This window comes from bacterium SCSIO 12844, assembly GCA_024397935.1.
Lineage (GTDB): Bacteria > Pseudomonadota > Gammaproteobacteria > Francisellales > Francisellaceae > M0027.
This window is the reverse complement of record CP073743.1, coordinates 3,092,397-3,113,789: the sequence shown is the minus strand read 5'-3', so window position 1 is coordinate 3,113,789 and position 21,393 is coordinate 3,092,397. Positions and strand designations below refer to the sequence as shown.

At 34.3% G+C, this 21,393-nt stretch carries 19 protein-coding genes; all 19 read left to right on the top strand.

What is annotated here, in order from left to right:
- Positions 1 to 52: 52 nt before the first annotated feature.
- The 19 genes from ndhC to KFE69_13665 all read left to right on the top strand — a co-directional run bounded on the left by ndhC (position 53) and on the right by KFE69_13665 (position 21,319).
- Positions 53 to 421, top strand: coding sequence for an NADH-quinone oxidoreductase subunit A (gene ndhC / locus KFE69_13755; GenBank protein UTW44097.1), 369 nt, complete (start codon positions 53 to 55; stop codon positions 419 to 421).
- A complete protein-coding gene (locus tag KFE69_13750) occupies positions 412 to 894 on the top strand; it encodes an NADH-quinone oxidoreductase subunit B (GenBank protein UTW42515.1) in 483 nt (160 codons plus the stop codon). The genes ndhC and KFE69_13750 overlap by 10 nt, the downstream gene beginning before the upstream one ends.
- 12 nt (positions 895 to 906) lie before the next feature.
- The gene (locus KFE69_13745) at positions 907 to 1,635 is read left to right on the top strand and encodes an NADH-quinone oxidoreductase subunit C (GenBank protein ID UTW42514.1); all 729 of its coding nucleotides are present in this window, start codon (positions 907 to 909) and stop codon (positions 1,633 to 1,635) included.
- Positions 1,635 to 2,891 carry an NADH-quinone oxidoreductase subunit D gene (locus KFE69_13740; protein ID UTW42513.1) on the top strand — a complete coding sequence of 419 codons (1,257 nt, stop codon included), beginning with the start codon at positions 1,635 to 1,637 and terminating at the stop codon, positions 2,889 to 2,891. Before KFE69_13745 ends, KFE69_13740 begins: the two co-directional genes overlap by 1 nt.
- Positions 2,892 to 2,902: 11 nt before the next feature.
- The gene (locus KFE69_13735) at positions 2,903 to 3,406 is read left to right on the top strand and encodes an NAD(P)H-dependent oxidoreductase subunit E (protein ID UTW42512.1); all 504 of its coding nucleotides are present in this window, start codon (positions 2,903 to 2,905) and stop codon (positions 3,404 to 3,406) included.
- Between the two features lie 3 nt (positions 3,407 to 3,409).
- The gene (gene nuoF, locus KFE69_13730; GenBank protein ID UTW42511.1) at positions 3,410 to 4,681 is read left to right on the top strand and encodes an NADH-quinone oxidoreductase subunit NuoF; all 1,272 of its coding nucleotides are present in this window, start codon (positions 3,410 to 3,412) and stop codon (positions 4,679 to 4,681) included.
- A 65-nt stretch (positions 4,682 to 4,746) separates the two neighbouring features.
- Positions 4,747 to 7,134, top strand: a complete 2,388-nt coding sequence (locus tag KFE69_13725; protein UTW42510.1) for an NADH-quinone oxidoreductase subunit G — start codon at positions 4,747 to 4,749, stop codon at positions 7,132 to 7,134.
- Positions 7,135 to 7,157: 23 nt separating this feature from the next.
- On the top strand, positions 7,158 to 8,168 hold the full coding sequence (gene nuoH / locus KFE69_13720; protein UTW44096.1) for an NADH-quinone oxidoreductase subunit NuoH: 1,011 nt from the start codon (positions 7,158 to 7,160) through the stop codon (positions 8,166 to 8,168).
- Between the two features lie 33 nt (positions 8,169 to 8,201).
- Positions 8,202 to 8,690, top strand: coding sequence for an NADH-quinone oxidoreductase subunit NuoI (gene nuoI, locus KFE69_13715; protein UTW42509.1), 489 nt, complete (start codon positions 8,202 to 8,204; stop codon positions 8,688 to 8,690).
- A 10-nt stretch (positions 8,691 to 8,700) separates the two neighbouring features.
- Complete coding sequence (locus tag KFE69_13710) at positions 8,701 to 9,339, top strand: NADH-quinone oxidoreductase subunit J (protein UTW42508.1); 639 nt, start codon at positions 8,701 to 8,703, stop codon at positions 9,337 to 9,339.
- Entirely contained in the window at positions 9,332 to 9,643 is a 312-nt protein-coding gene (gene nuoK / locus KFE69_13705; GenBank protein UTW42507.1) for an NADH-quinone oxidoreductase subunit NuoK, read from the top strand. The genes KFE69_13710 and nuoK overlap by 8 nt, the downstream gene beginning before the upstream one ends.
- A 3-nt stretch (positions 9,644 to 9,646) precedes the next feature.
- Positions 9,647 to 11,650 carry an NADH-quinone oxidoreductase subunit L gene (gene nuoL, locus KFE69_13700; GenBank protein UTW42506.1) on the top strand — a complete coding sequence of 668 codons (2,004 nt, stop codon included), beginning with the start codon at positions 9,647 to 9,649 and terminating at the stop codon, positions 11,648 to 11,650.
- 24 nt (positions 11,651 to 11,674) lie between these two features.
- Positions 11,675 to 13,234 (top strand): NADH-quinone oxidoreductase subunit M, encoded by a 1,560-nt coding sequence (locus tag KFE69_13695; GenBank protein UTW42505.1) that lies wholly within the window; start codon positions 11,675 to 11,677, stop codon positions 13,232 to 13,234.
- 12 nt (positions 13,235 to 13,246) lie between these two features.
- On the top strand, positions 13,247 to 14,701 hold the full coding sequence (locus KFE69_13690; GenBank protein ID UTW42504.1) for an NADH-quinone oxidoreductase subunit N: 1,455 nt from the start codon (positions 13,247 to 13,249) through the stop codon (positions 14,699 to 14,701).
- A gap of 25 nt (positions 14,702 to 14,726) precedes the next feature.
- On the top strand, positions 14,727 to 15,938 hold the full coding sequence (locus KFE69_13685; protein UTW42503.1) for a sugar transferase: 1,212 nt from the start codon (positions 14,727 to 14,729) through the stop codon (positions 15,936 to 15,938).
- A gap of 79 nt (positions 15,939 to 16,017) precedes the next feature.
- Positions 16,018 to 17,502 (top strand): oligosaccharide flippase family protein, encoded by a 1,485-nt coding sequence (locus KFE69_13680; protein UTW42502.1) that lies wholly within the window; start codon positions 16,018 to 16,020, stop codon positions 17,500 to 17,502.
- Positions 17,503 to 17,621: 119 nt separating this feature from the next.
- Positions 17,622 to 18,842 (top strand): oligosaccharide repeat unit polymerase, encoded by a 1,221-nt coding sequence (locus tag KFE69_13675; protein ID UTW42501.1) that lies wholly within the window; start codon positions 17,622 to 17,624, stop codon positions 18,840 to 18,842.
- Positions 18,839 to 20,095, top strand: coding sequence for a hypothetical protein (locus KFE69_13670; GenBank protein ID UTW42500.1), 1,257 nt, complete (start codon positions 18,839 to 18,841; stop codon positions 20,093 to 20,095). The genes KFE69_13675 and KFE69_13670 overlap by 4 nt, the downstream gene beginning before the upstream one ends.
- Before the next feature lie 3 nt (positions 20,096 to 20,098).
- Positions 20,099 to 21,319: a hypothetical protein gene (locus KFE69_13665; protein ID UTW42499.1), complete on the top strand. Its 1,221-nt coding sequence runs from the start codon at positions 20,099 to 20,101 to the stop codon at positions 21,317 to 21,319.
- Positions 21,320 to 21,393 lie beyond the last annotated feature (74 nt).

Here is a 21,393-nt window from a genome sequence, read left to right as displayed (position 1 = left end):
TGGCAGAAGTAATAGGATGTAAGGTTATCGTATCATTAAGGAATAGCCTATGTTGTATGAGAATTATCTACCGGTATTGGTATTTTTAATATTATCGTCTTTAGTTGGCATTGGTGCTGCTGTAGCAGGTAAAGTGGTTTCTAAGTTTGTTGGTGCAGATCGTCCAAGTGAAGAAAAAAACTCGCCCTTTGAATGCGGCTTTCCTGAGTTTGAAGATGCGCGAATGAAATTTGATGTGCGTTATTATTTGGTTGCTATATTATTTTTAGTTTTTGATCTTGAGATTGCATTTTTATTTCCATGGTCGGCCGTTTTATCTAAGTTGTCATTAATTGCCTTTTTATCAATGATGGTTTTTTTATTTGTTTTACTAATTGGCTTTATTTATGAGTGGAAAAAAGGAGCGCTAGAATGGGAGTAAATGACAAACTTGCTTCTCGAGGATTTCTAACTACTAGTGCGGATGAATTAATTAACTGGGTGAGAACGGGTTCTTTGTGGCCAATGACATTTGGTTTGGCATGCTGTGCAGTTGAAATGATGCAAGCAGGAGCTGCACGTTATGATCTTGATCGTTTTGGTGTGGTTTTTAGGCCCTCACCTAGGCAAAGTGATGTGATGATTGTAGCAGGTACTTTATGTAATAAGATGGCACCAGCATTACGCAAAGTATATGATCAAATGCCAGATCCAAAATGGGTTATCTCAATGGGTTCATGTGCTAATGGTGGTGGCTATTATCATTATTCTTATTCAGTTGTCAGAGGTTGTGATCGTATTGTGCCAGTTGATATTTATGTCCCAGGCTGCCCACCGACAGCAGAAGCTTTATTATATGGTATTATTCAATTGCAGAATAAAATAAAAAGAACCAATACCATTGCGCGTGGCTAAAGGAGTAAAGCTATGGTGACAGATCGCCAAATACAGATTAATTCAAAGTTAAATGAGCTTTTAGAGCAAATTAAAGCGCTTGACTATGATTCATTAGCGATTGAGCATGCCTATCATGAGTTAACGATAACGATTGCAAAAGATAGGCTATTTTTCTTCCTTAAACAGTTAAAAAAGCAATTTGATTTTGAAATATTAATTGATATTACTGGTGTTGATTATTTAACTTATGGCCATGAGCAGTGGCTAACAGCGAAAGCAACTTCAACGGGTTTTTCAAGAGGTGTTGATCAATCTGATCATATAGTCGATAAAGCACATCACTGGGATAAACCACGCTTTGGTGTTTGCTATCATTTGTTGTCGATTAAAAATAACTTGCGTCTACGAGTTAAAACGTATTTAGATGAATCAGAGCTAATTTTACCAAGTGTTGTTGAGTTATGGACAGTCGCTGATTGGTATGAGCGTGAAGCGTTTGATCTTTTTGGAATTTTATTTGATAATCACCCAGACTTACGTCGTATTTTAACGGATTATGGCTTTACAGGGCATCCTTTTAGAAAAGATTTTCCAATCTCAGGGCATGTTGAAATGCGTTATGATGAAAGCTTAAAGCGCGTTATTTATGAGCCAGTTGAGCTTGAGGAGCGTGTTCTAGTGCCTAGAGTGATACGAGATGATAATCGCTATGATAGTGATATACAACTTCCACTATCTGATGATAAAGAGAGAAAATAATGTCAGCTGAATTTAAAAACTATACCATGAACTTTGGGCCGCAACATCCAGCTGCACATGGTGTATTAAGATTGGTGCTTGAGCTTGATGGCGAAACCATTATGCGTGCTGATCCACATATTGGCTTATTACATCGTGGAACAGAAAAATTGGCAGAGACAAAGCCATTTAATCAAAGTATTGGTTATATGGATCGCCTTGATTATGTTTCAATGATGTGTAATGAACATGCCTATGTAATGGCGATTGAGAAATTACTTGATATTCAAATACCAATTAGAGCGCAGTATATTCGAGTGCTTTTCAGTGAAATAACACGTATTTTAAACCATTTGATGTGGACAGCGGCAAATGGGCTTGATTTAGGTGCAATGACGGCATTTTTATATGCATTTCGCGAGCGAGAAGATTTAATGGATTGTTATGAAGCAGTCTCAGGTGCTAGAATGCATGCAACTTATTTTCGACCAGGTGGTGTTTATCGTGACTTGCCAGAGCAAATGCCTCAGTATCAACCTTCACATTTTAGATCACAAAAAACATGTGATAAATTAAATAAGAATCGCCAAGGTTCACTGCTTGATTTTCTTTGGGACTTTACTGAGCGTTTTCCTAAGTGTGTCGATGAATATGAAAGTTTATTAACCGATAACCGTATTTGGAAGCAACGTACGGTTGGTATTGGGGTTGTCTCGCCTGAGCGAGCATTACAGCTTGGTTTTACAGGACCGATGTTAAGAGCAAGCGGTATTGAATGGGACTTACGGAAAACACAACCTTATGAAGTCTATGAAAACTTAGATTTTGAAATTCCTATTGGTAAAGCTGGTGACTGCTATGATCGTTATTTGATTCGCATTGAAGAGATGCGTCAAAGTAATCATATTATGCGTCAATGTATACAATGGCTAAGAGAAAATCCTGGTGATGTGATTGCTAGAGATCATAAAGTTGCGCCACCAGATCGTCAGACAATGAAACATGATATGGAAGCGTTAATTCACCATTTTAAGCTTTTTACTGAAGGCTATTGTGTGCCAGAAGGTGAGGTTTATCAGGCAGTAGAACATCCAAAAGGTGAGTTTGGTATTTATCTTATCTCTGATGGGGCTAATAAACCGTACCGATTAAAAATTCGTGCGCCTGGTTTTGCGCATTTAAGTGCTATGAATGAGATGTTAAAAGGGCATATGCTTGCTGATGTACCAGCAATTATTGCAACCCAAGATATCGTATTTGGTGATGTAGATCGTTAAAGGTAGAATTTATGACCGATTATACATATGAATATAAAAATATTTTTTCAGAAGAAATTGAAAAACAATTGCATCATTGGGTAAAAAAATACCCACAAGATCAAAAACAATCTGCGGTGATTCCTGGACTGCATATTATACAGGATTATCATGATGGCTATTTAACGGTTGATCTAATGGATAAGCTTGCAGCTTATTTAGAGATGCCAAATATCAGTGTCTATGAAGTGGCAACATTTTATAGCATGTATGATCTAAAAAAAGTTGGTCGTCATAAGCTTAATGTCTGTACGAATATATCCTGTATGCTTAATGGTGCAGGTGATATCATAGCGCATATAGAAAAACGTTTGGGCATTAAACCTGGTGAGACGACTGAAGATGGTCGCATTACATTTCGAGAAGTCGAGTGTCAAGGTGCTTGTTGTGGTGCGCCGATGTTGGAAGTAGATAAACAGTTTCATGAAGATCTAACGCCAGAGAAAGTAGATCAGATTTTAGATGCATTGGAGTAAGTTATGACGAATGAAGTTTGTTTTCGTACCCTAAATAGCGAGACTCCATGGTCACTGGAAACTTATCGTGCAGTTGGTGGCTATACCATGTGGGAGAAAATTTTAAAAGAGCAAACGCCACCTGAACAAATTATTGAGGAATTAAAAAAATCTAATCTTCGTGGTCGTGGTGGGGCGGGCTTTCCAACAGGGCTTAAGTGGAGTTTTATACCAAGAAAGCTACCAGGACAAAAATATGTCGTTTGTAATTCAGATGAAGGTGAGCCTGGTACTTGTAAAGACCGTGATATTATGCGTTATAATCCGCATCAATTAATTGAAGGCATGGCCATTGGTGGTTACGTTTTTGGAGCCACAGTTGGCTATAACTACATTCGAGGTGAGTTTTATGAGCCAATTGAGCGTTTTGAAAATGCATTAATAGAAGCGAATCAAGCAGGGTTATTAGGAGAAAATTTATTTAATTCAGGTTTTGACTTTCAATTGCATACACATATTGGTGCTGGTGCTTATATTTGTGGTGAGGAAACAGCATTATTAAATTCATTGGAAGGTAAAAAAGGTCAGCCACGCTTTAAGCCGCCATTTCCTGCAAATGTCGGTCTTTATGGCAAGCCTACGAATATTAATAATACAGAGACTTATGCTTCAGTGCCGCCGATATTACAACATGGTGGCCAATGGTTTAGTAACTTAGGTGTTGAAGGTAGTGGTGGTACTAAGTTATTTTGCGTTTCAGGTCATGTTAATAAGCCAGGTGTATTTGAAGTTGGTCTTGGTACGCCATTTAAAACGCTATTGCAAATGGCAGGTGGTGTTAGAGGCAGTCGCGCAATCAAAGCGGTTATTCCCGGAGGTAGTTCTTGTAAGATTTTAACCGGTGAAGAAATGATGGTTTTAAATATGGATTATGACTCAATTACAAAAGCAGGCTCGATGCTAGGTTCAGGTGCTGTTGTGGTGATGGATGAAACAACTTGTATGGTTGAAGCATTAGCAAGAATTTCAGAATTTTATTATGAAGAAAGCTGTGGCCAGTGTACACCTTGTCGTGAAGGCACTGGTTGGATGGCAAGAATGTTAAAACGAATTTTATGTGGCGAAGGTGTAATGGATGATTTAGATAACCTTATGCGTGTAGCAAGTAATATAGAAGGTCATACCATTTGTGGCTTAGGCGATGCAGCTGCTTGGCCTGTGCAGAGTTACTTAGAAAAGTTTCGTCATGAGTTTGAATATTTTGTAACTCATAAACGTAGCATGACAGCAGCATAGGTAAGTAGTTGACAAAATTATAAGCTAATTAAGTGCTTATTTTTGAATTGAAAAGGTGAGTGAAAGTGGCAGATAAAGAAGCACCGAAAGAGATAACCGTTCAAATTGATGATAAAACATTACATGCAAAACCTGGTCAGATGATTATTCAGGTTGCCGATGATCATGGTATTTATATTCCGCGTTTTTGTTACCATAAAAAACTATCAATTGCAGCTAATTGCCGCATGTGCTTAGTTGATATTGAAAATGCGCGCAAACCATCTCCTGCTTGTGCAACTCCAGTAATGGATGGCATGAAAGTCTATACTAAAAATAAAAAAACATTAGCTTATCAGAAGACAATCATGGAGTTTTTGTTAATTAACCATCCACTAGATTGTCCAATATGTGATCAAGGTGGTGAGTGTGAATTACAAGATATTGCATTGGGGTATGGTCGTGATGTTTCAAAATTTTCTGAAGGTAAGCGAGTAGTTAAAGACCCTGATTTAGGCCCGCTTGTTGCAACGGATCTAACACGTTGTATTCAGTGTACACGCTGTGTGCGTTTTGGTGAGGAAATTGCAGGTTTGCCTGAAATGGGTGCCACAGGTAGAGGTGAGCATATGACCATTGGTACTTATGTGGCAAAATCAGTTGATTCAGAGTTATCAGGTAATATGATTGATGTTTGTCCAGTTGGTGCATTAACCTCAAAACCATTTCGTTTTCGTGCCAGGGCTTGGGAGTTAAATCAAAAAGCAACCATCGCACCGCATGACAGCTTAGGCAGTAATCAGTATTTACATACACGTCGCGGAGAGATTTTTAGAGCCGTGCCAAAAGAAAATGACCAGATTAATGAAACATGGTTATCTGATCGCGATCGTTTTGGTTATGAAGGAATTACATCTAATGAACGCTTGACTCATCCAATGATAAAAAAACGTGATGAATGGGAGCGTGTATCGTGGGAAGAGGCGCTTGATTTTATTAAAACTGCTTTAGAGAGTGTTAAGAAAGTATCGAGTGATAAAATTGCAGCAATTGCACACCCAAGTTCTACACTAGAAGAGTTATATTTACTACAAAAACTGATGCGTAGTTTGGGATCAAATTCGATTGATACACGCTTACGTCAAGGTGCGTTATCTAATGGCCTATCCACCGGTTGTGGCATTGATTGTTCATTTGATGAGATTGAAGAGGCTGATTATATTTTATTAGTCGGGTCAAATTTAAGAAAAGAAGTCCCGCTTTTAAATCACAGATTGAAAAAAGCAGCAAAACAGGGTGCTAAAGTTGCTGTGGTTAATCCACGCTTCTATGACTTTAATTTCCCATTACAAGAAGTAATAACAGAAGCAGATGAATTAGTTCATATGTTAGCTTCGATTTTAAAATCTGTTTTAAAACTCGTTAAAGCGCCATTATCATTTCAAACTGAATTAGAAACCTTATTAAGTAATACCAAAGCAAATGCAGATTCTGATCGTATTGCAAGAAATTTAATGCAAGCAGAAAACGCAATGATCTTTTTAGGCCAAATTGCTGTAATGGATCCTCATTTCGATATTTTCTATTCATTGTATCAAGCGCTTAAAGTTGCGGTAAATGCAAAAGGTGGCGTGATTGGTTTTGGTGCCAATCAAAAAGGTGCAGATTTGGTTAATGCAAGACCAGTCAGTGATCAAGATAATCATGCAGCATATCATCTTGGTGATGTTTTATCAGGCGCTGCTGAGATAAAGGCATGTATCTTATTAAATACTGAGCCTGAACTAGATACTTTATTAGGTCAAAAAGCACTTTCTACATTAGAGAAGATGGATTATGTCATCTCGCTTTCAAGTTATATGAATGACACAATCTCAAGTTATGCTGATGTTGTGCTACCGATTGCAACTTATGCAGAAACCGATGGTAGTTTGGTGAACTTAATGGGGCAGAAGCAATCATTTAAAGCTTGTGTATTACCGAAAGATGAAGTAAAACCTGCTTGGAAGGTATTAAGGGTTTTAGCTAACTTTTTGAACTTAGATGGTTTCGAATACCAGAGTACTTCAGATGTTATTGCTGAAATTGATGCAAGTACTATTGATATGAATAAGCGCTATTCAAATGACGTTAGATTACCAAGTGCGCTACCGCGTATTGATGATGGTATTCGCCGTATTATGAGTGTGTCATTATATAGTGTTGATCCAATCATCAGGCGTGCAAGTGCATTACAACAGACAAAAGATCGTATGACTTATGATACGATTAAACTTTCATCTGCATTAGCTATGCATTATCAAGTTAGTGATGGTGATAACATTCGAGTCATTCAAGGGTTATCTGAAGCTGTTTTAGAAGTTGATATTGACCCTTTATTAAAACCAAGGTCAGTTGAAATTGCATCAGGTATTGAAAAAACAACTTCCCTTTGGGATTATACGAAAACAATGACGCTTGAGAAAGTAGAATAAAGGATTGAAATAACATGGCAGATATTATTTTACATCTCGTTTGGATCATATTAAAAATCTTACTGATTGTGGTGCCTTTATTATTGGTTGTTGCGTATTATACATATGCAGAGCGTAAAGTAATTGGCTATATGCAAGATCGTGTTGGTCCCAACCGGGTTGGCGCATTTGGTATTTTACAGCCGATTGTTGATGGTGTGAAATTATTACTTAAAGAAGTGATTACGCCTTCTCAATCATCGCGTTATTTATTTGTTGTCGCACCGATTTTATCATTTACACCAGCAGTTGCTGCTTGGGCTGTGATTCCATTTTCAGAAACATTGGTATTATCAAATGCGAATGCTGGCTTATTATATATTTTTGCAATGGCTTCTTTAAGTGTTTATGGAATTATTATTGCCGGCTGGGCTTCAAATTCAAAATATGCCATGTTTGGTGCTCTACGTGCTGCAGCGCAAGTGGTTTCCTATGAATTAGCGATGGGTTTTGCTTTAGTTGGCGTATTAATGGCCTCTGGTAGTCTTAATTTAACACATATTGTCATGAGTCAATCTGGTAGTATTTTAACTTGGTATTGGTTACCGTTATTGCCTTTATTTGTTGTTTATTTTATCTCTGGCGTTGCTGAGACAAATCGTGCACCATTTGATGTTGTCGAAGGTGAAAGTGAAATTGTCGCTGGTTGTCATGTTGAGTATTCAGGGATGCGCTTTGCATTATTTTTCTTGGCTGAATATGCCAGTATGATTTTAATTAGTATACTCACTGCATTATTATTTGTTGGTGGTTGGCTATCTCCATTTCAGGGTATTCCATACCTTGAGAGTGCATTTAATTGGGTGCCTGCAATCGTTTGGTTATTTTTGAAGACAGCCTTTTTTATGCTGATGTTTTTATGGATTCGAGCAACATTTCCACGTTATCGTTATGATCAGCTAATGCGTTTGGGTTGGAAAGTATTTATTCCTTTAACGCTTGTGTGGGTTATTGTTGTTGCATGTATGGTTTATTTCCATTTTATTTGGTGGTAATTAACTAAGCGCTTAAGAGTTAGGAGTTATAGCGTGAAAAGAGTTAAACATTATATTAAAACCTTTTTTTTATGGGAGTTATTGAAAGGTCTCTCTGTCACTGGGCGACATTTTTTTACTCGTAAAATAACGGTTCAATATCCAGATGAAAAAACACCGATTTCACCTAGGTTTCGTGGGCTTCATGCCTTAAGACGTTATCCTAATGGTGAAGAACGTTGTATCGCGTGTAAATTATGTGAAGCAACCTGCCCTGCATTGGCAATAACCATTGAAGCGGAGCCAAGAGATGATGGCTCAAGACGTACAACAAAATATGAAATTGATTTATTCAAATGCATTTATTGTGGTTTTTGTGAAGAATCATGTCCTGTCGACTCGATTGTTGAGACATCTCTTTTTGAATATCATTTTGAAAATCGTGGTGAAAATATTATGACCAAAGAAAAGTTATTAGCCATTGGTGATCAGTATGAAGAAGTGATTGCTGCTGATCGTTTAAGTGACCGTCCATATAGGTAGAGGATATAAAATGGCATTAGAGATTATATTTTATGTGTTTGCAGTTATTGCAGTTATTGGGGCACTTTTGGTTGTGACATCGACAAATCCTGTACGGGCGGTGTTAAGTAAAGTATTAACGTTTATTGCTGCTGCTGGTGTATGGATGAGTATGCAAGCAGAGTATTTATCTCTTTTACTTATTGTCGTCTATGTTGGCGCGGTATTGGTTTTATTCTTATTTGTTATTATGATGCTTGATATTAAAAAAGAGACAGAAAATGCATCCTATGTTTCTTACTGGATTGTATCAGCATTAGGTTTGGTTTTATTTATTGCCTTATTAGTCTATGGCATTCATATGGCGTTTTATAATCAATATGCAAGCATAGAAGTTGTTAGCCCAACACATAGTAGTATTGCGCAATTAGGTGAATCAATGTATGCACATTTTATCTATCCATTTGAACTAGCTGGATTTGTATTATTAGCAGCAATGATCGCAGCGATTACTTTAACCTTTAGAGGTAAGCGAAAAGGTAATAAATCAATTTCGCCATATAAGCAAATTCAAGTCAAAGCTAAAGGTAGAATACAAATGGTTAAGTTAGATGATTATCAATCAAACTTATCACTTAATAAAGACAAAAAAGGTGACCAAAATGATTGAAATATCGTTAATGCATTATTTAATATTTAGCGGCATTATTTTTTGTATCGGTTTTTCAGGGGTTGTTATGAACCGTAAAAATTTACTGGTATTATTGATGTCAATTGAGTTGATGCTTTTAGCTGTTAATACTAATTTTGTCGCCTTTTCAGAATATATGCATAACCCAATTGGTGAAGTGTTCGTCTTTTTTATCTTAACGGTTGCAGCAGCTGAAGCAGCCATTGGGCTTGCCATTATTGTTGCGTACTTTAGAAGCCGCGGTAATATTTCTATTAGCAAACTAAATCAACTCAAGGGGTAGGCAATGATGATAGAATTATTAGCCATTATAGTTGTTTTAGCACCATTAGTGGGTTCATTATTTGCTGGTTTATTAGGCAGGCGTTTTGGGAAATTATCGGTTAATTTTGTCACAATTGGTATGATGACGATTGCCGTATTAGGCTCAATTTTATTAGCTTATGAAGTATTAGCCAATGGTAGCTTATATCAAGCATTTTTAAACATTCACCCAAATACTACTTTTAATGTTTATGTTTGGGGCTCAACGCTTGATTTAGATTTAAATGTTGGCTTTATTATTGATCCAATTACCATCTATATGATGGTTGTGGTGACTTTTGTGGCAACTTTAGTGCATGTTTATTCGATTGGTTATATGCATAATGATCCAGGCTATGCGCGTTTCTTTAGCTATATCTCTGGCTTTACCTTTGCCATGTTGTGCCTTGTCATGGGCAATAACTTTTTGATGTTATTTTTTGGTTGGGAAGGTGTCGGATTATTTTCCTATCTTTTAATTGGTTTTTGGTTTGATAAGGAAAGCGCTAACTATGCTTCTTTAAAAGCATTCATTGTTAACCGTATTGGTGATTTAGGCTTTTTATTAGGTATCGCTGTTGTTTTATATTATTTTAATAGCCTTGATTATTTAGTTGCGTTTAATTCAGTGAACCATTTAGCAGCTGAAAACCCAACGATTAATTTCCTAGGTATTCAATTTAATGGTATTACGTTAATGTGCGTCTTATTATTTATTGGTGCTATGGGTAAATCAGCACAAATACCATTACATATGTGGCTTGAAGGTTCTATGGAAGGTCCAACGCCAATCTCTGCTTTAATCCATGCTGCAACGATGGTTACAGCTGGTGTATTTATGGTTGCTCGACTATCACCTTTATTTGAGTTATCACAAGTTGCATTAAGTTTCATTTTAATTATTGGCTCAGCAACTTGCTTTTTTATGGGTCTATTGGCGATTGTGCAGATGGATATTAAGCGTGTGATTGCCTATTCGACACTTTCTCAATTAGGCTATATGATGGCTGCACAAGGAGCATCAGCGTTTTCAATTGGTTTGTTCCACTTGATGACACATGCTACATTCAAAGCCTTATTGTTCCTAGCAGCAGGCTCAGTGATTATTGCCATGCATCATGAGCAAGATATGTCTAAAATGGGTGGCATGCGTCGTCATATGCCAGTAACTTATATTTGTATGTTGATTGGCGCTTTAGCGCTTGCAGCGATTCCACCGTTTGCTGGTTTTTATTCAAAAGATTTAATTATTGATGCAGTAACAGCTTCTAATATTCCTGGACATGACTTTGCAACAGTTATGGTAACAGCTTGTGCATTTGTTACAGCCTTTTATACTTTTAGGATGTTCTTTTATGTGTTTCATGGTAAAGAGCGAATCCCAACAGAGATTAAACCACATGTTAAAGAGTCACCTATTAGCGTATTATGTGCTTTAGTTTTACTGTCGATTCCTGCAGCATTAGCAGGATATTTCTTCTTTGAATACGCATTACACCCACAAAGCTTTTTTGGCAATACCTTAGATATGTCACGTTATCCAGTTGTTGCCGAGTTAGCTAAAGAGGCATCGAATCAATCACCAGTTGATTTTCTTAAACATGCTATTTATACCTTACCGTTTTGGTTGGCGATTTTAGGTGTTGTATTAGCTTATATCTGTTATGTTCTTGTACCATCGATACCAAAATGGATTACAAGTTTTGCATTATTTAGGCCTTTTTACTGGTTTATGGTTAAAAAGTATTTGGTTGATGATATTTTTGATAATCTATTTGGTCGAGGCACATGGCTTTTAGGTATGATTTTATGGCGCGTGGGTGATGTAATGATTATTGATAAGGGCATTGTTCATGGATCATCAGGCTTCTTTTATTTCACAGGTGGAAAAGTTAGGCGCTTACAAAGTGGTTATTTGTATCAATACACTTTTGTTATGATGATTGCATTAGTGGCCCTTCTCAGTTGGATGTATTTTATAAATTAAGCGCGCGAAAGAGGAATATCGTTCATGTTTTATTTATCTAATTTCTTTAATTGGTTGAATTTTCAACTGAGTTCAGAATTTGGCACCTTATTAGATATCTTAATTTGGTTACCAATTATCGGCGCTTTTGTTGTAATGATGCTATTTAATAGTGATAAACGGTCATTAATTGCACGTTGGGTTGCACTTATTTTTGCAATTGTAACTTTCTTATTCAGTATTTTATTGTATATGAACTTTAATGCTGAATCAGATAAGATGCAGTTTTTACAGAATGTTAACTGGATTCCACTTCTTAATGCTAAGTATGCATTAGGTGTTGATGGCATTAGTGTTTTATTTATTATCTTAACCTCTTTTACGACCGTAATTATTATTCTTGGTGCTTGGAAAACAATTAATGTTAAAGTAGCACAACATATGACCATTTTCTTAATGACCTGTGGGATTACTAATGGTGTATTTGCTGCTATGGATTCATTGTTATTTTATGTTTTCTGGGAAGCATCATTGATCCCTATGACTTTAGCAATTGGTATTTGGGGTGGTCAAAATCGTGTCTATGCAGCGATGAAATTCTTCTTGTATGCTTTTTTTGGCTCGGTGTTCATGCTAGTTGCAATTTTATATCTTCATGTAAAAACAAACTCATTTATGATTCAGGATTTTTATAATTTGAATTTGCCGGTGGAAGTACAATGGATGCTAACACTTGCCTTTTGGATTGCGTTTGCTGTTAAAGTACCGATGTGGCCTGTACATACTTGGCTGCCAGATGCACATACCGAAGCACCTGCAGGTGGTTCAGTTGTTTTAGCCGCTTTAATGTTAAAGATGGGTGCTTATGGTTTTATTCGTTTTTCATTACCGATGTTTCCTGAAATTCATATGACAATTGATGAGTTTTTAATTATTTTATCGTTGATTGCTATTGTATATGTCGGTATTGCTTCAATCGTTCAAAAAGATGCAAAACGTTTAATTGCTTACTCCTCTATCTCTCATATGGGAATTGTTACTTTAGGTATTTTTTCAGTCTTTTTGATTTTTGTTAAAACAGGACACAGTGATTCTGCACTATTAGGTGTCCAGGGCGCTGTCTTTCAAATGATTGCCCATGCATTTTCATCGGGTGGATTATTTATCGGTGTTAGTTTCTTATCAGCAAGAATGAAAACAAGAATGATTGATGAATATCAAGGTGTCGCTTTTTCAATGCCAATATTTGCAGCGTTTTTTATGCTTTTCTGTATGGCAAATGTAGGCTTACCTGGTACTAGTGGTTTTGTCGGTGAGTTTTTAGTGATTTTAGGCGTCTTTAAAGCTTCACCTTTATTGGCATTAATTGCAGGACTTACCTTGATATTGGCACCAGCGTATACGCTTTGGATGTATAAGCGCGTTATTTTTGGTAAAGTTAGAAATCCTAAAATTGCCGCAATGAAAGATATTAGTGGTGTGGAAATTCTTGTTTTTGTTTTATTAGCCATACCGACTATTTGGTTTGGTATCTATCCGGAGCCGATTCTGCATTTATCACAAGCAGCATCAAACGGATTCATTCAATATTTAAACATACATTAAAGGATCGTTGTGATGGGCTTAGATTCACTACAAACCTGGGTAGCATTAATACCAGAGATTGTATTAGCTATAATGATATTAATCATATTACTTGCAGATATATTTTTAGCTAAATTTTGCAGCCATATTGCCTATGGCTTATCGCAATTGACTCTAATTGCAGTATTTATCGTTAGTTGGATTTTTATTCAAGATGATATCAGTGGCACATTTTTAAATGGCCAATTACATGTTAGCTCATTAAGCTTATTATTATCTATGGTTGTTTATATTTGTAATTTTCTTGTCTTTGTCTATTCAAGAAAATATATAGAAGACCATGATATGATGAAGCTTGAATATTATCTTTTAAGCTTATTATCAACACTTGGTGCTGTTGTTTTAATTAAGTCAATGAGTTTAATTACAGTTTTTATTGGCCTTGAATTATTATCTTTACCATTATATGCAATGATTGGAATGCGCCGGGGTTATGCTCAAGGTGGTGAGGCTTCAATTAAATACTTTGTTACAGGTGCTGTTGCTACAGCAGTATTATTATATGGTATGTCATTTGTTTATGGGCTAACAGGCAGCTTAGATATTCAAACCATCGCATTGAAATTAGCACAAGCTTCAAGTCAATATCAGTTAATTATTCTATTTTCAATGGTATTTTTTATTCTTGCTTTTGCTTTTAAATTAGGTGCAGCACCTTTTCATATGTGGCTACCGGATGTCTATGATGGTTCACCAAATGCTGTAACTGCTTATCTTGCTTCGGTACCAAAAGTAGCAGGATATGCTATGCTTGTGATTCTTATGCATGATTTGATGAGAAGCTTTAGTCAGTATTGGTCTGAAATTTTAATGATAATGGGTATTTTATCGATTGTTATTGGTAATACAGCGGCTTTGGTTCAGAAGAATTTAAAACGCATGATTGGTTATTCGACTATTGCTCATGTTGGTTTTGTCTTTTTAGCTTTATCAGTTGATACAGATGGTAGTATGAGTTTAGGATCAGCATTGTATTATATGATTGTTTATGTCATAAATGCAGTTGCTGTATTCGGTATTATTATGATCTTATCAAAATCAGGTTTTGAAGCAGAAAATTTAAATGACTTTGCAGGTTTAAACCAAAGAAATTCGTGGCTTGCGTTTTTAATGTTAATTCTATTTTTATCTTTAGCAGGTATTCCGCCATTAGCAGGCTTTACTATTAAGTTATTAGTTATTAATACCTTGGAGCATGCTGGTGCTTACTATTTAGCAGTATTTGCTTTAATTATGTCAGTAGTCGGTGCATTCTACTATTTACGTGTTATTCGTGTGGTTTACTTTGAAAAGCCGACCTTAACTGAGGCGGTGCCTGTGCGTTTTGATGCACAAATTGCTGTATCGATTAATTGTGTTGCAATTTTATTTTTTGGTATCGCACCTTATTATACTATGAACTTAATTCGTTTGATTTATCAATATTAATTAAATTCATGGTGTAAGGGTTTAGATGAATAAGTCTTCAGTTTTAATTTTTATTTTAGAATTGGCCATTTTTATTGGCTTTATGTTGGTTTATCAAACCCATTTTGGACTTAGCCAAGAAAGTCGAGTATTCTTGATTGCAATTTTTTCATTTAGTTGGTTATTTCGTTATCAACGCTCTGTGATGTTACTTGAGTATTATACTCATGTGATTATGGTGCTTGTACTTTTTATAGTGATTGTTGTTTTAGTAACACTAACACTTGATCGTAGTAGTCATGTATTTATTGTTGGTATAACTACGATTATTAGTTGGTTTTTTATCGTCTGCATTGCAAGGTTTGCGATTATTTATGCGTTTGGCCATCCCTATAAAATTATTATTCACCCTGATATATTAGATGAGGTTGCTTTAAATTATAAAATAAAATTAATTACAAAAGCAAAAGTAACTGAAAATGATTTAAAAGAAGCGCAAGCGATTATTATTAATAAAAAATATCCTTATCAAAAAGACTGGGAGCAATTGATTCTACATGCCAGCCAACATGATATTCCTGTTTTAACGGTTGGTACTTATGAAGAATTAATAGAACAACGCTTATCATTAGATCAATTAAATGAAAACTGGATGTATGCAGGGTTTAGTATTCCATTGTGGTATCGATGGTTTAAAGGGGTGATAGAATTTCTATTTGCACTTGTATTATTGCCATTATTATTGTTAATTTTTATTGTTGTTACTGTAATTATTTTAATCACCATGGGGCGGCCTATTTTATATACCCAATATCGTATGGGCTTAAACAATAGGCCATTTAAAGTTTATAAATTTCGCTCGATGATTCAAAATGCAGATAGAGAAGGTGAGACAGAAGATGCAGATCAAAGAATTACAGCTTTTGGCCAGCTAATACGTAAGTTTCGTATCGATGAATTACCACAGTTTATCAATATTTTAAAAGGTGATATGAGTTTAATTGGACCAAGACCTGAATGGATAGAAACAGCTCAACAATTTGAAAAAGACATTCCTTTATATCGATTACGCCATATAATAAAACCAGGTATCACTGGCTGGGCACAAGTCACCCAAGGTCATGCAATTGGTGCTGAAGGTAATTTTAAAAAGCTGCAATATGATTTATATTATGTCAAACACTATTCATTGATTATGGATTTACGTATTGTATTAAAAACAATATATATCATTATCACTGGCTTTGGGGCGAAATAAATTAACTTGTTATGCTATGAATTCATTTTAAATAGACTTAGGTGGTGTTTTAGTTGATTGTTGTTTTAGGAATATTATCGTGAATAAGTCTATATTTTGGGGTGTATTTTCAGGGTTTTGCGCTTATTTCGTTAGATTATTTGGCAGTGTGATACAATCTGCTTTTGTTATACGTTATTTAGATCCAGTCAATGCTGGTATCTGGTTTTTATTCTTGGGCATTTTTACCTTTATCAGTTTATGTGATTTTGGATTAAGCCCTACATTAAGTCGAGAATTAGGCCTTGCAAGTTATAAAAGAAATAGAAAATATCGAGAGCGATTACTTTATTCAACAATTAGAAAATTGAATCGTATTTTATCATTAATTGTATTTGTTGTTCTAGTGATTACATTAATTGTAATTGAATTTAATAAAAGTGTTGATCTCAATATTATCATTGCATTTAGTTTATTCTCTATTGCCGTTGTTATTCGTTTTCTTGCTAATCCTGCATTAGCTTTTATTTATGGTTATGGTTATGTAAGTACACAGAAATGGTTATTAACCATTGCATCAGCAATAAATGCATTACTTGGAGCTATTGCACTTTATTTGGGTGGTGGCTTAATTGGTATTTCTGCAGTTTATTTGTTTAGTTTTCTATTATTGTGCTTATTTTCAAGCTATTATGTAAGCCGCCATTTCAAAATAAAGTCTAATAATAAAATACAAACGGTTGTCATAAAGCGAATATTTGAACCATGTATCCAGTGGTCTTTAATGACTTTAGGCACGGTATTAATTTTTCAAATTGATGCATTTATTTTAGCGATTATCGTTGGCGTTGTTGAAGTTACCGTTTTTGCTGTGATTAAGCAATTATGCTCTGCAATTATTGGTTTATCTGGCATTTTTAATGGTGCAAGTGTGCCATTTATTTCATCAAAAAAAGGTGCTTCTGATCATCAAGGTGTCTATAAATTATTTATCTTTAATGTTAAGTTTGCAACGATGCTAGCCATTTTTATGGCGGTGTTTATTTTATTTAATCATGTTGAATTAGGGCATTTTTGGTTAGGTGAGAAATTTAGCTTCAATGTTACATTATTAGTAGTGATGTGTATTAGCACTATATTAGAAGTGCATCATGTCTCTTGTGGGCAGGTTACAATGGCAGCAGGTTATGTGAAATTTGCAAAAATAGCATTGATTGCTGGCGCACTAAACTTAATCTTGAGTATTGTTTTTGCCTATTTATATGGTGTTGTTGGTGTTGGCGTAGCACTCTTAATTACCCAGCTATCTACAAATAACTGGTATGTTGTCAAAAAAGCAATTGGTTTTCTGAAACTAAGTTTAAAGCAATATGCTATGTTAGTTTTGCAATTGATTTTGTATTTAATTTTTAATATTTTATTTAATGTTTTATTAGTATATTGGATGCCTTTTATGTCAGATTTTTGGCATCTCCTTGTCAGTGGTATGATGAATTTAGTATTTTTTTGTTTGTTTATTCTTACTATGGCTGATGAAAGACAGGTTGTTATAAAAATATTAAAGTATTATTTTGTTAAACACTAAGGTAACCTAGTAAGCGATAAAAAATAGGTTAAATGTACTTTTAAGATGGAAGGCATAATGATAACCTTGTGCTTGCTGAACTAAATTTAAGGTTTGTTGCTATTTATGAGGTGTAGTAAGTGTTAATTTGTTTAATTTTATTTATTCTTGGCTATGGTTTTTTTATATTAAATAGTCGAATTATATCACCTTTAGTTGTATTTTTTGGCTTTAACTGTTTAATCTTTTTTATTAGCTATTTTTTTTCAGGAGCTCAAAGCCAATATAGTTATGCTATTTTTTTAGTGATCATTTCTATTGTTGCTTTTACGATTCCAGGTATATTATTTAAATTAAATACACCTTATCAACGGGATAAATTGATAGATGTTGAACAGTTAATTAATTCATCTGTATTTACGTCTATATGGATACAGTGCATTATTTTTGTTGGTTGTATATTTCTTTTTTATCTGCGTTTAATCTTTGATATTGGTATTCCAGGTAAATTACCTACCTCAGGTTCAAGTATCATTAATTTTATTGCCTATAATGGTACAACCTGGGCATTACTATTTTATATTACAATGCTTTGTTTTACTCGCCGTAAGGTTTTATCTTTGCCAGTAGTAATATTTTTTATTTTATATGGCTTTGGAAATGCTTATTTAGGCTGGCGTGGTAATATGGTTTCTGGGATTGGCAGCATATTTTTAGCTTATCTGATGAGAAATGATATAAAGCTGATTTCTTTATTTAAAATTAAATATTTATTTTATATAGTTTTAGCTTTTATTGTTATTTTAGTTTTATTTTATATTGCAATTGGCTATCGTGCTGCAGCCGATAGTGATATACCACTTAGTCAAGCATTATTGTTGGTAGATCCATATAATGTATTAGATATTCTCTCGCAGAGAATTTCAATGTTAGATAACTTAAACCATATCGTTTTAGCATTGCATCATGGCTTAATATTACCGTTAATTGATTCAAGCTATTATGATCAACTTACGATTGCACAGTATCATGTTCAAATGGTGATTGGGCAATCAGCCAATCAAATTAATGGTGTTTCATCTACTGGAATAGGTTCAATCTATATATTAACTGGCAGTGCAGTGGTTGTGTTTGTGGTATTTTTTATCATTAGCTGCATATGGCATTATATCTATTATAAATTGTTTCAACAAAAAAACATTTCTGCGGAGTTATGTGCTTTTTATATTATGATGATCTGGCTAATTAGACAAATTATAGGTGAGCAGCTTGATATAAAAACAACCTATACATTTATCTTTTTAATAATACTTTATTTCGTTTTTAGGTTGTATATGATGATAGTTGGGCAACAAAGATGAATTTTTTTGAACTATTCTTTCAACAGTTAAATCAACAATCTTTTGATTATGTCGTATTACGAAACTATGAAACACTTTTAGAAAGTTATCCATCTGGAGATGTGGATTTTTTATTTTCAAATCAATCATTTAAAAAAATCAAACAGCAGATTTATAAGCTATTACCACCATCGGCTGTTATCTATTCACAACAGCGTCATGCTGATATTAGTATTACCTATTATATTTATTATGCTAACGATAATCAGTTAATTACACTTGAACTTGCAACTAAACTGCTTTTTTATCAATATAATAAAGTTGCTTTGATCAACTTACCTGTGAAATGTTATTATTTCGATACACATAATGCCATTAAGAAACGTAAATTTTATTGTAGCATACCCATTTTAAATGAAGATGATTATTTTTTGCATTTATTTGTTGAATATACGATTAATAAAAAGGAAAAATATCGCTCAATATTAGAGAAAATTTTATCTGATAAAGGACAGTCACTCGAGGTATTGAATTCATACGTATTTCACTATACCAAAGGTAGTATGTTAGGTTTTATTAAATCAGCATGTGCAAGTCTTTGGGTGAAATTAAGATCATTATTTTCACCACCAGGTAAATTTATTGTCTTAATGGGGCCAGATGGTGCAGGTAAAACAACAATAGCCAATTTATTAGCCGAAAAATTTCACCGCCATGCAAGGTTCATCTTAAGAAAGCAAATGAACAATCGTCCAAGGGTACTAACATTATCAAGGCAATCACAAGCAGATAGTATCAGTAGCGATAACGAAACACATGTTGTTGAAAAATCACATGTTATTAAACATCAAACAGGTGGCTTGATAAAAAGGCTTTATCATAGTGCTAGATTACTCTGGCATTGGTTAGACTTTATCATTGAGTATTATTTTAGTGTCTACCCTGCGCTTGTTAAAGGTGGTTTTATTTTTAGTGAACGTTATATTTATGATTATTTACTTTTTCCAGAACGTATTAATCCAAATGCTTATTATTGGGTACGCCAAATTGCAGTAAAGCTTATGCCAAAACCAACAGAAACGATTATTCTTTTGGTGATGCCAGAGATTATTCGCCAGAGAAAACGTGAATTAGGTCTATCGGATATAGAAAATTTTAATCAAAGGTTATTGGAGTTTGCAAAGAAAAATCACTTCAGTGTCGTGCCTGCCGATAGTTCTGCACTTGAGGTAGCTGATTATGTCGTTCAATTGATATGTCAAAAAAGTGACTAAACTATGATATTAAAATTGTTAAAAACAACAATAAAACGTGAAAATAGTGCAGATAGTTATATTAGAAAATCTAGCCAATATCTTAAAACGTTAATTTTGTCATTGAAGTGGTTTTGTCTATTTTTATTTACGAGAAAGCGTCACTTGTCACAAATGATTATAGCAGAGAAAAAGCTTGTTCTATTTTATCAAAATAAACAAAATAAGCACTATTGTATGACTATTTATCGAAATGGTTATCAAGTTTTATCAAATCAGCTGGTTAAGTTTTTTAAAGGCTATCGGCGTGTTAATAAATATATTATTTTATCGAAACAATTTATAGCTAAAAAAAGTTTTACTCCTCAAGATATAGATTTGTGTTTAAACCTATTAAGTACCAACAAACTTAATGATAGACATAGTCAAGATATATCCATTCAACATGGTGATTTAGTACCGTCAAATATTATGTACTATCAAGATAAGCTTGTTTTAATTGATGGAGATAATGTTGATTATCATCCGAGAAATCTTGACCTTGTTTGTTTAGCGATCGCATTAGCTGCTGGTGAACCAGATAGGATTAATGAGTATGAAATTACACATGATAATCCATATATACAGTATTTAATCAGCCAATTTGAAGGTGACTTAACAGTTAAGTTAAAAGCTATATCACAATTACTAGAATATAAAATTCAATTACATCAAATAAATGAAGCCGATGTGGCAAACATATGGCGGCGGTATTTAGATGTTTTTAATACAATTAATGCTCAATTGCCACGGCTAACCATTACATGTTTTAACCTAGCTGATAAAAAAAACCTACTGAAACCTATAATCGAGCATTTATTAACTTATGGCCATCAGATAACTGATGATAATAAATTGAGCAATTATGTATTGATTGATTCTATGCTACAAGGTAGAAAACTTAACTATGTGGAATTAAGCAAAAGTATATTGTTTTTATCTCATCATAAATTAATAGACTTACTATCAAAATTTTTAACAAATAAAAAACTTAGCATAAAAGAAGGTTTAGCTTTATGTTACTATTTGATGAAATTTCAGTTAGTTGAAAAACGTCATTTAAGAAAATTAAATAAAATTGTAGTTTTTGAAGCAAATCATGCGCGTGTTATAAAAAAACTTCTAGCCAAAGAACCTTTGTTTATCAACCAGTCTTTAGAGTCAATCACTCAATTACACACCTATTTAATCACATCTTTATCTTAGGTTTTGTAAATAATGTTTTTAATTAGGATTGAATTTTAAGACTAATCTCGATAGCATGCAGTGTTGAAAGTGAA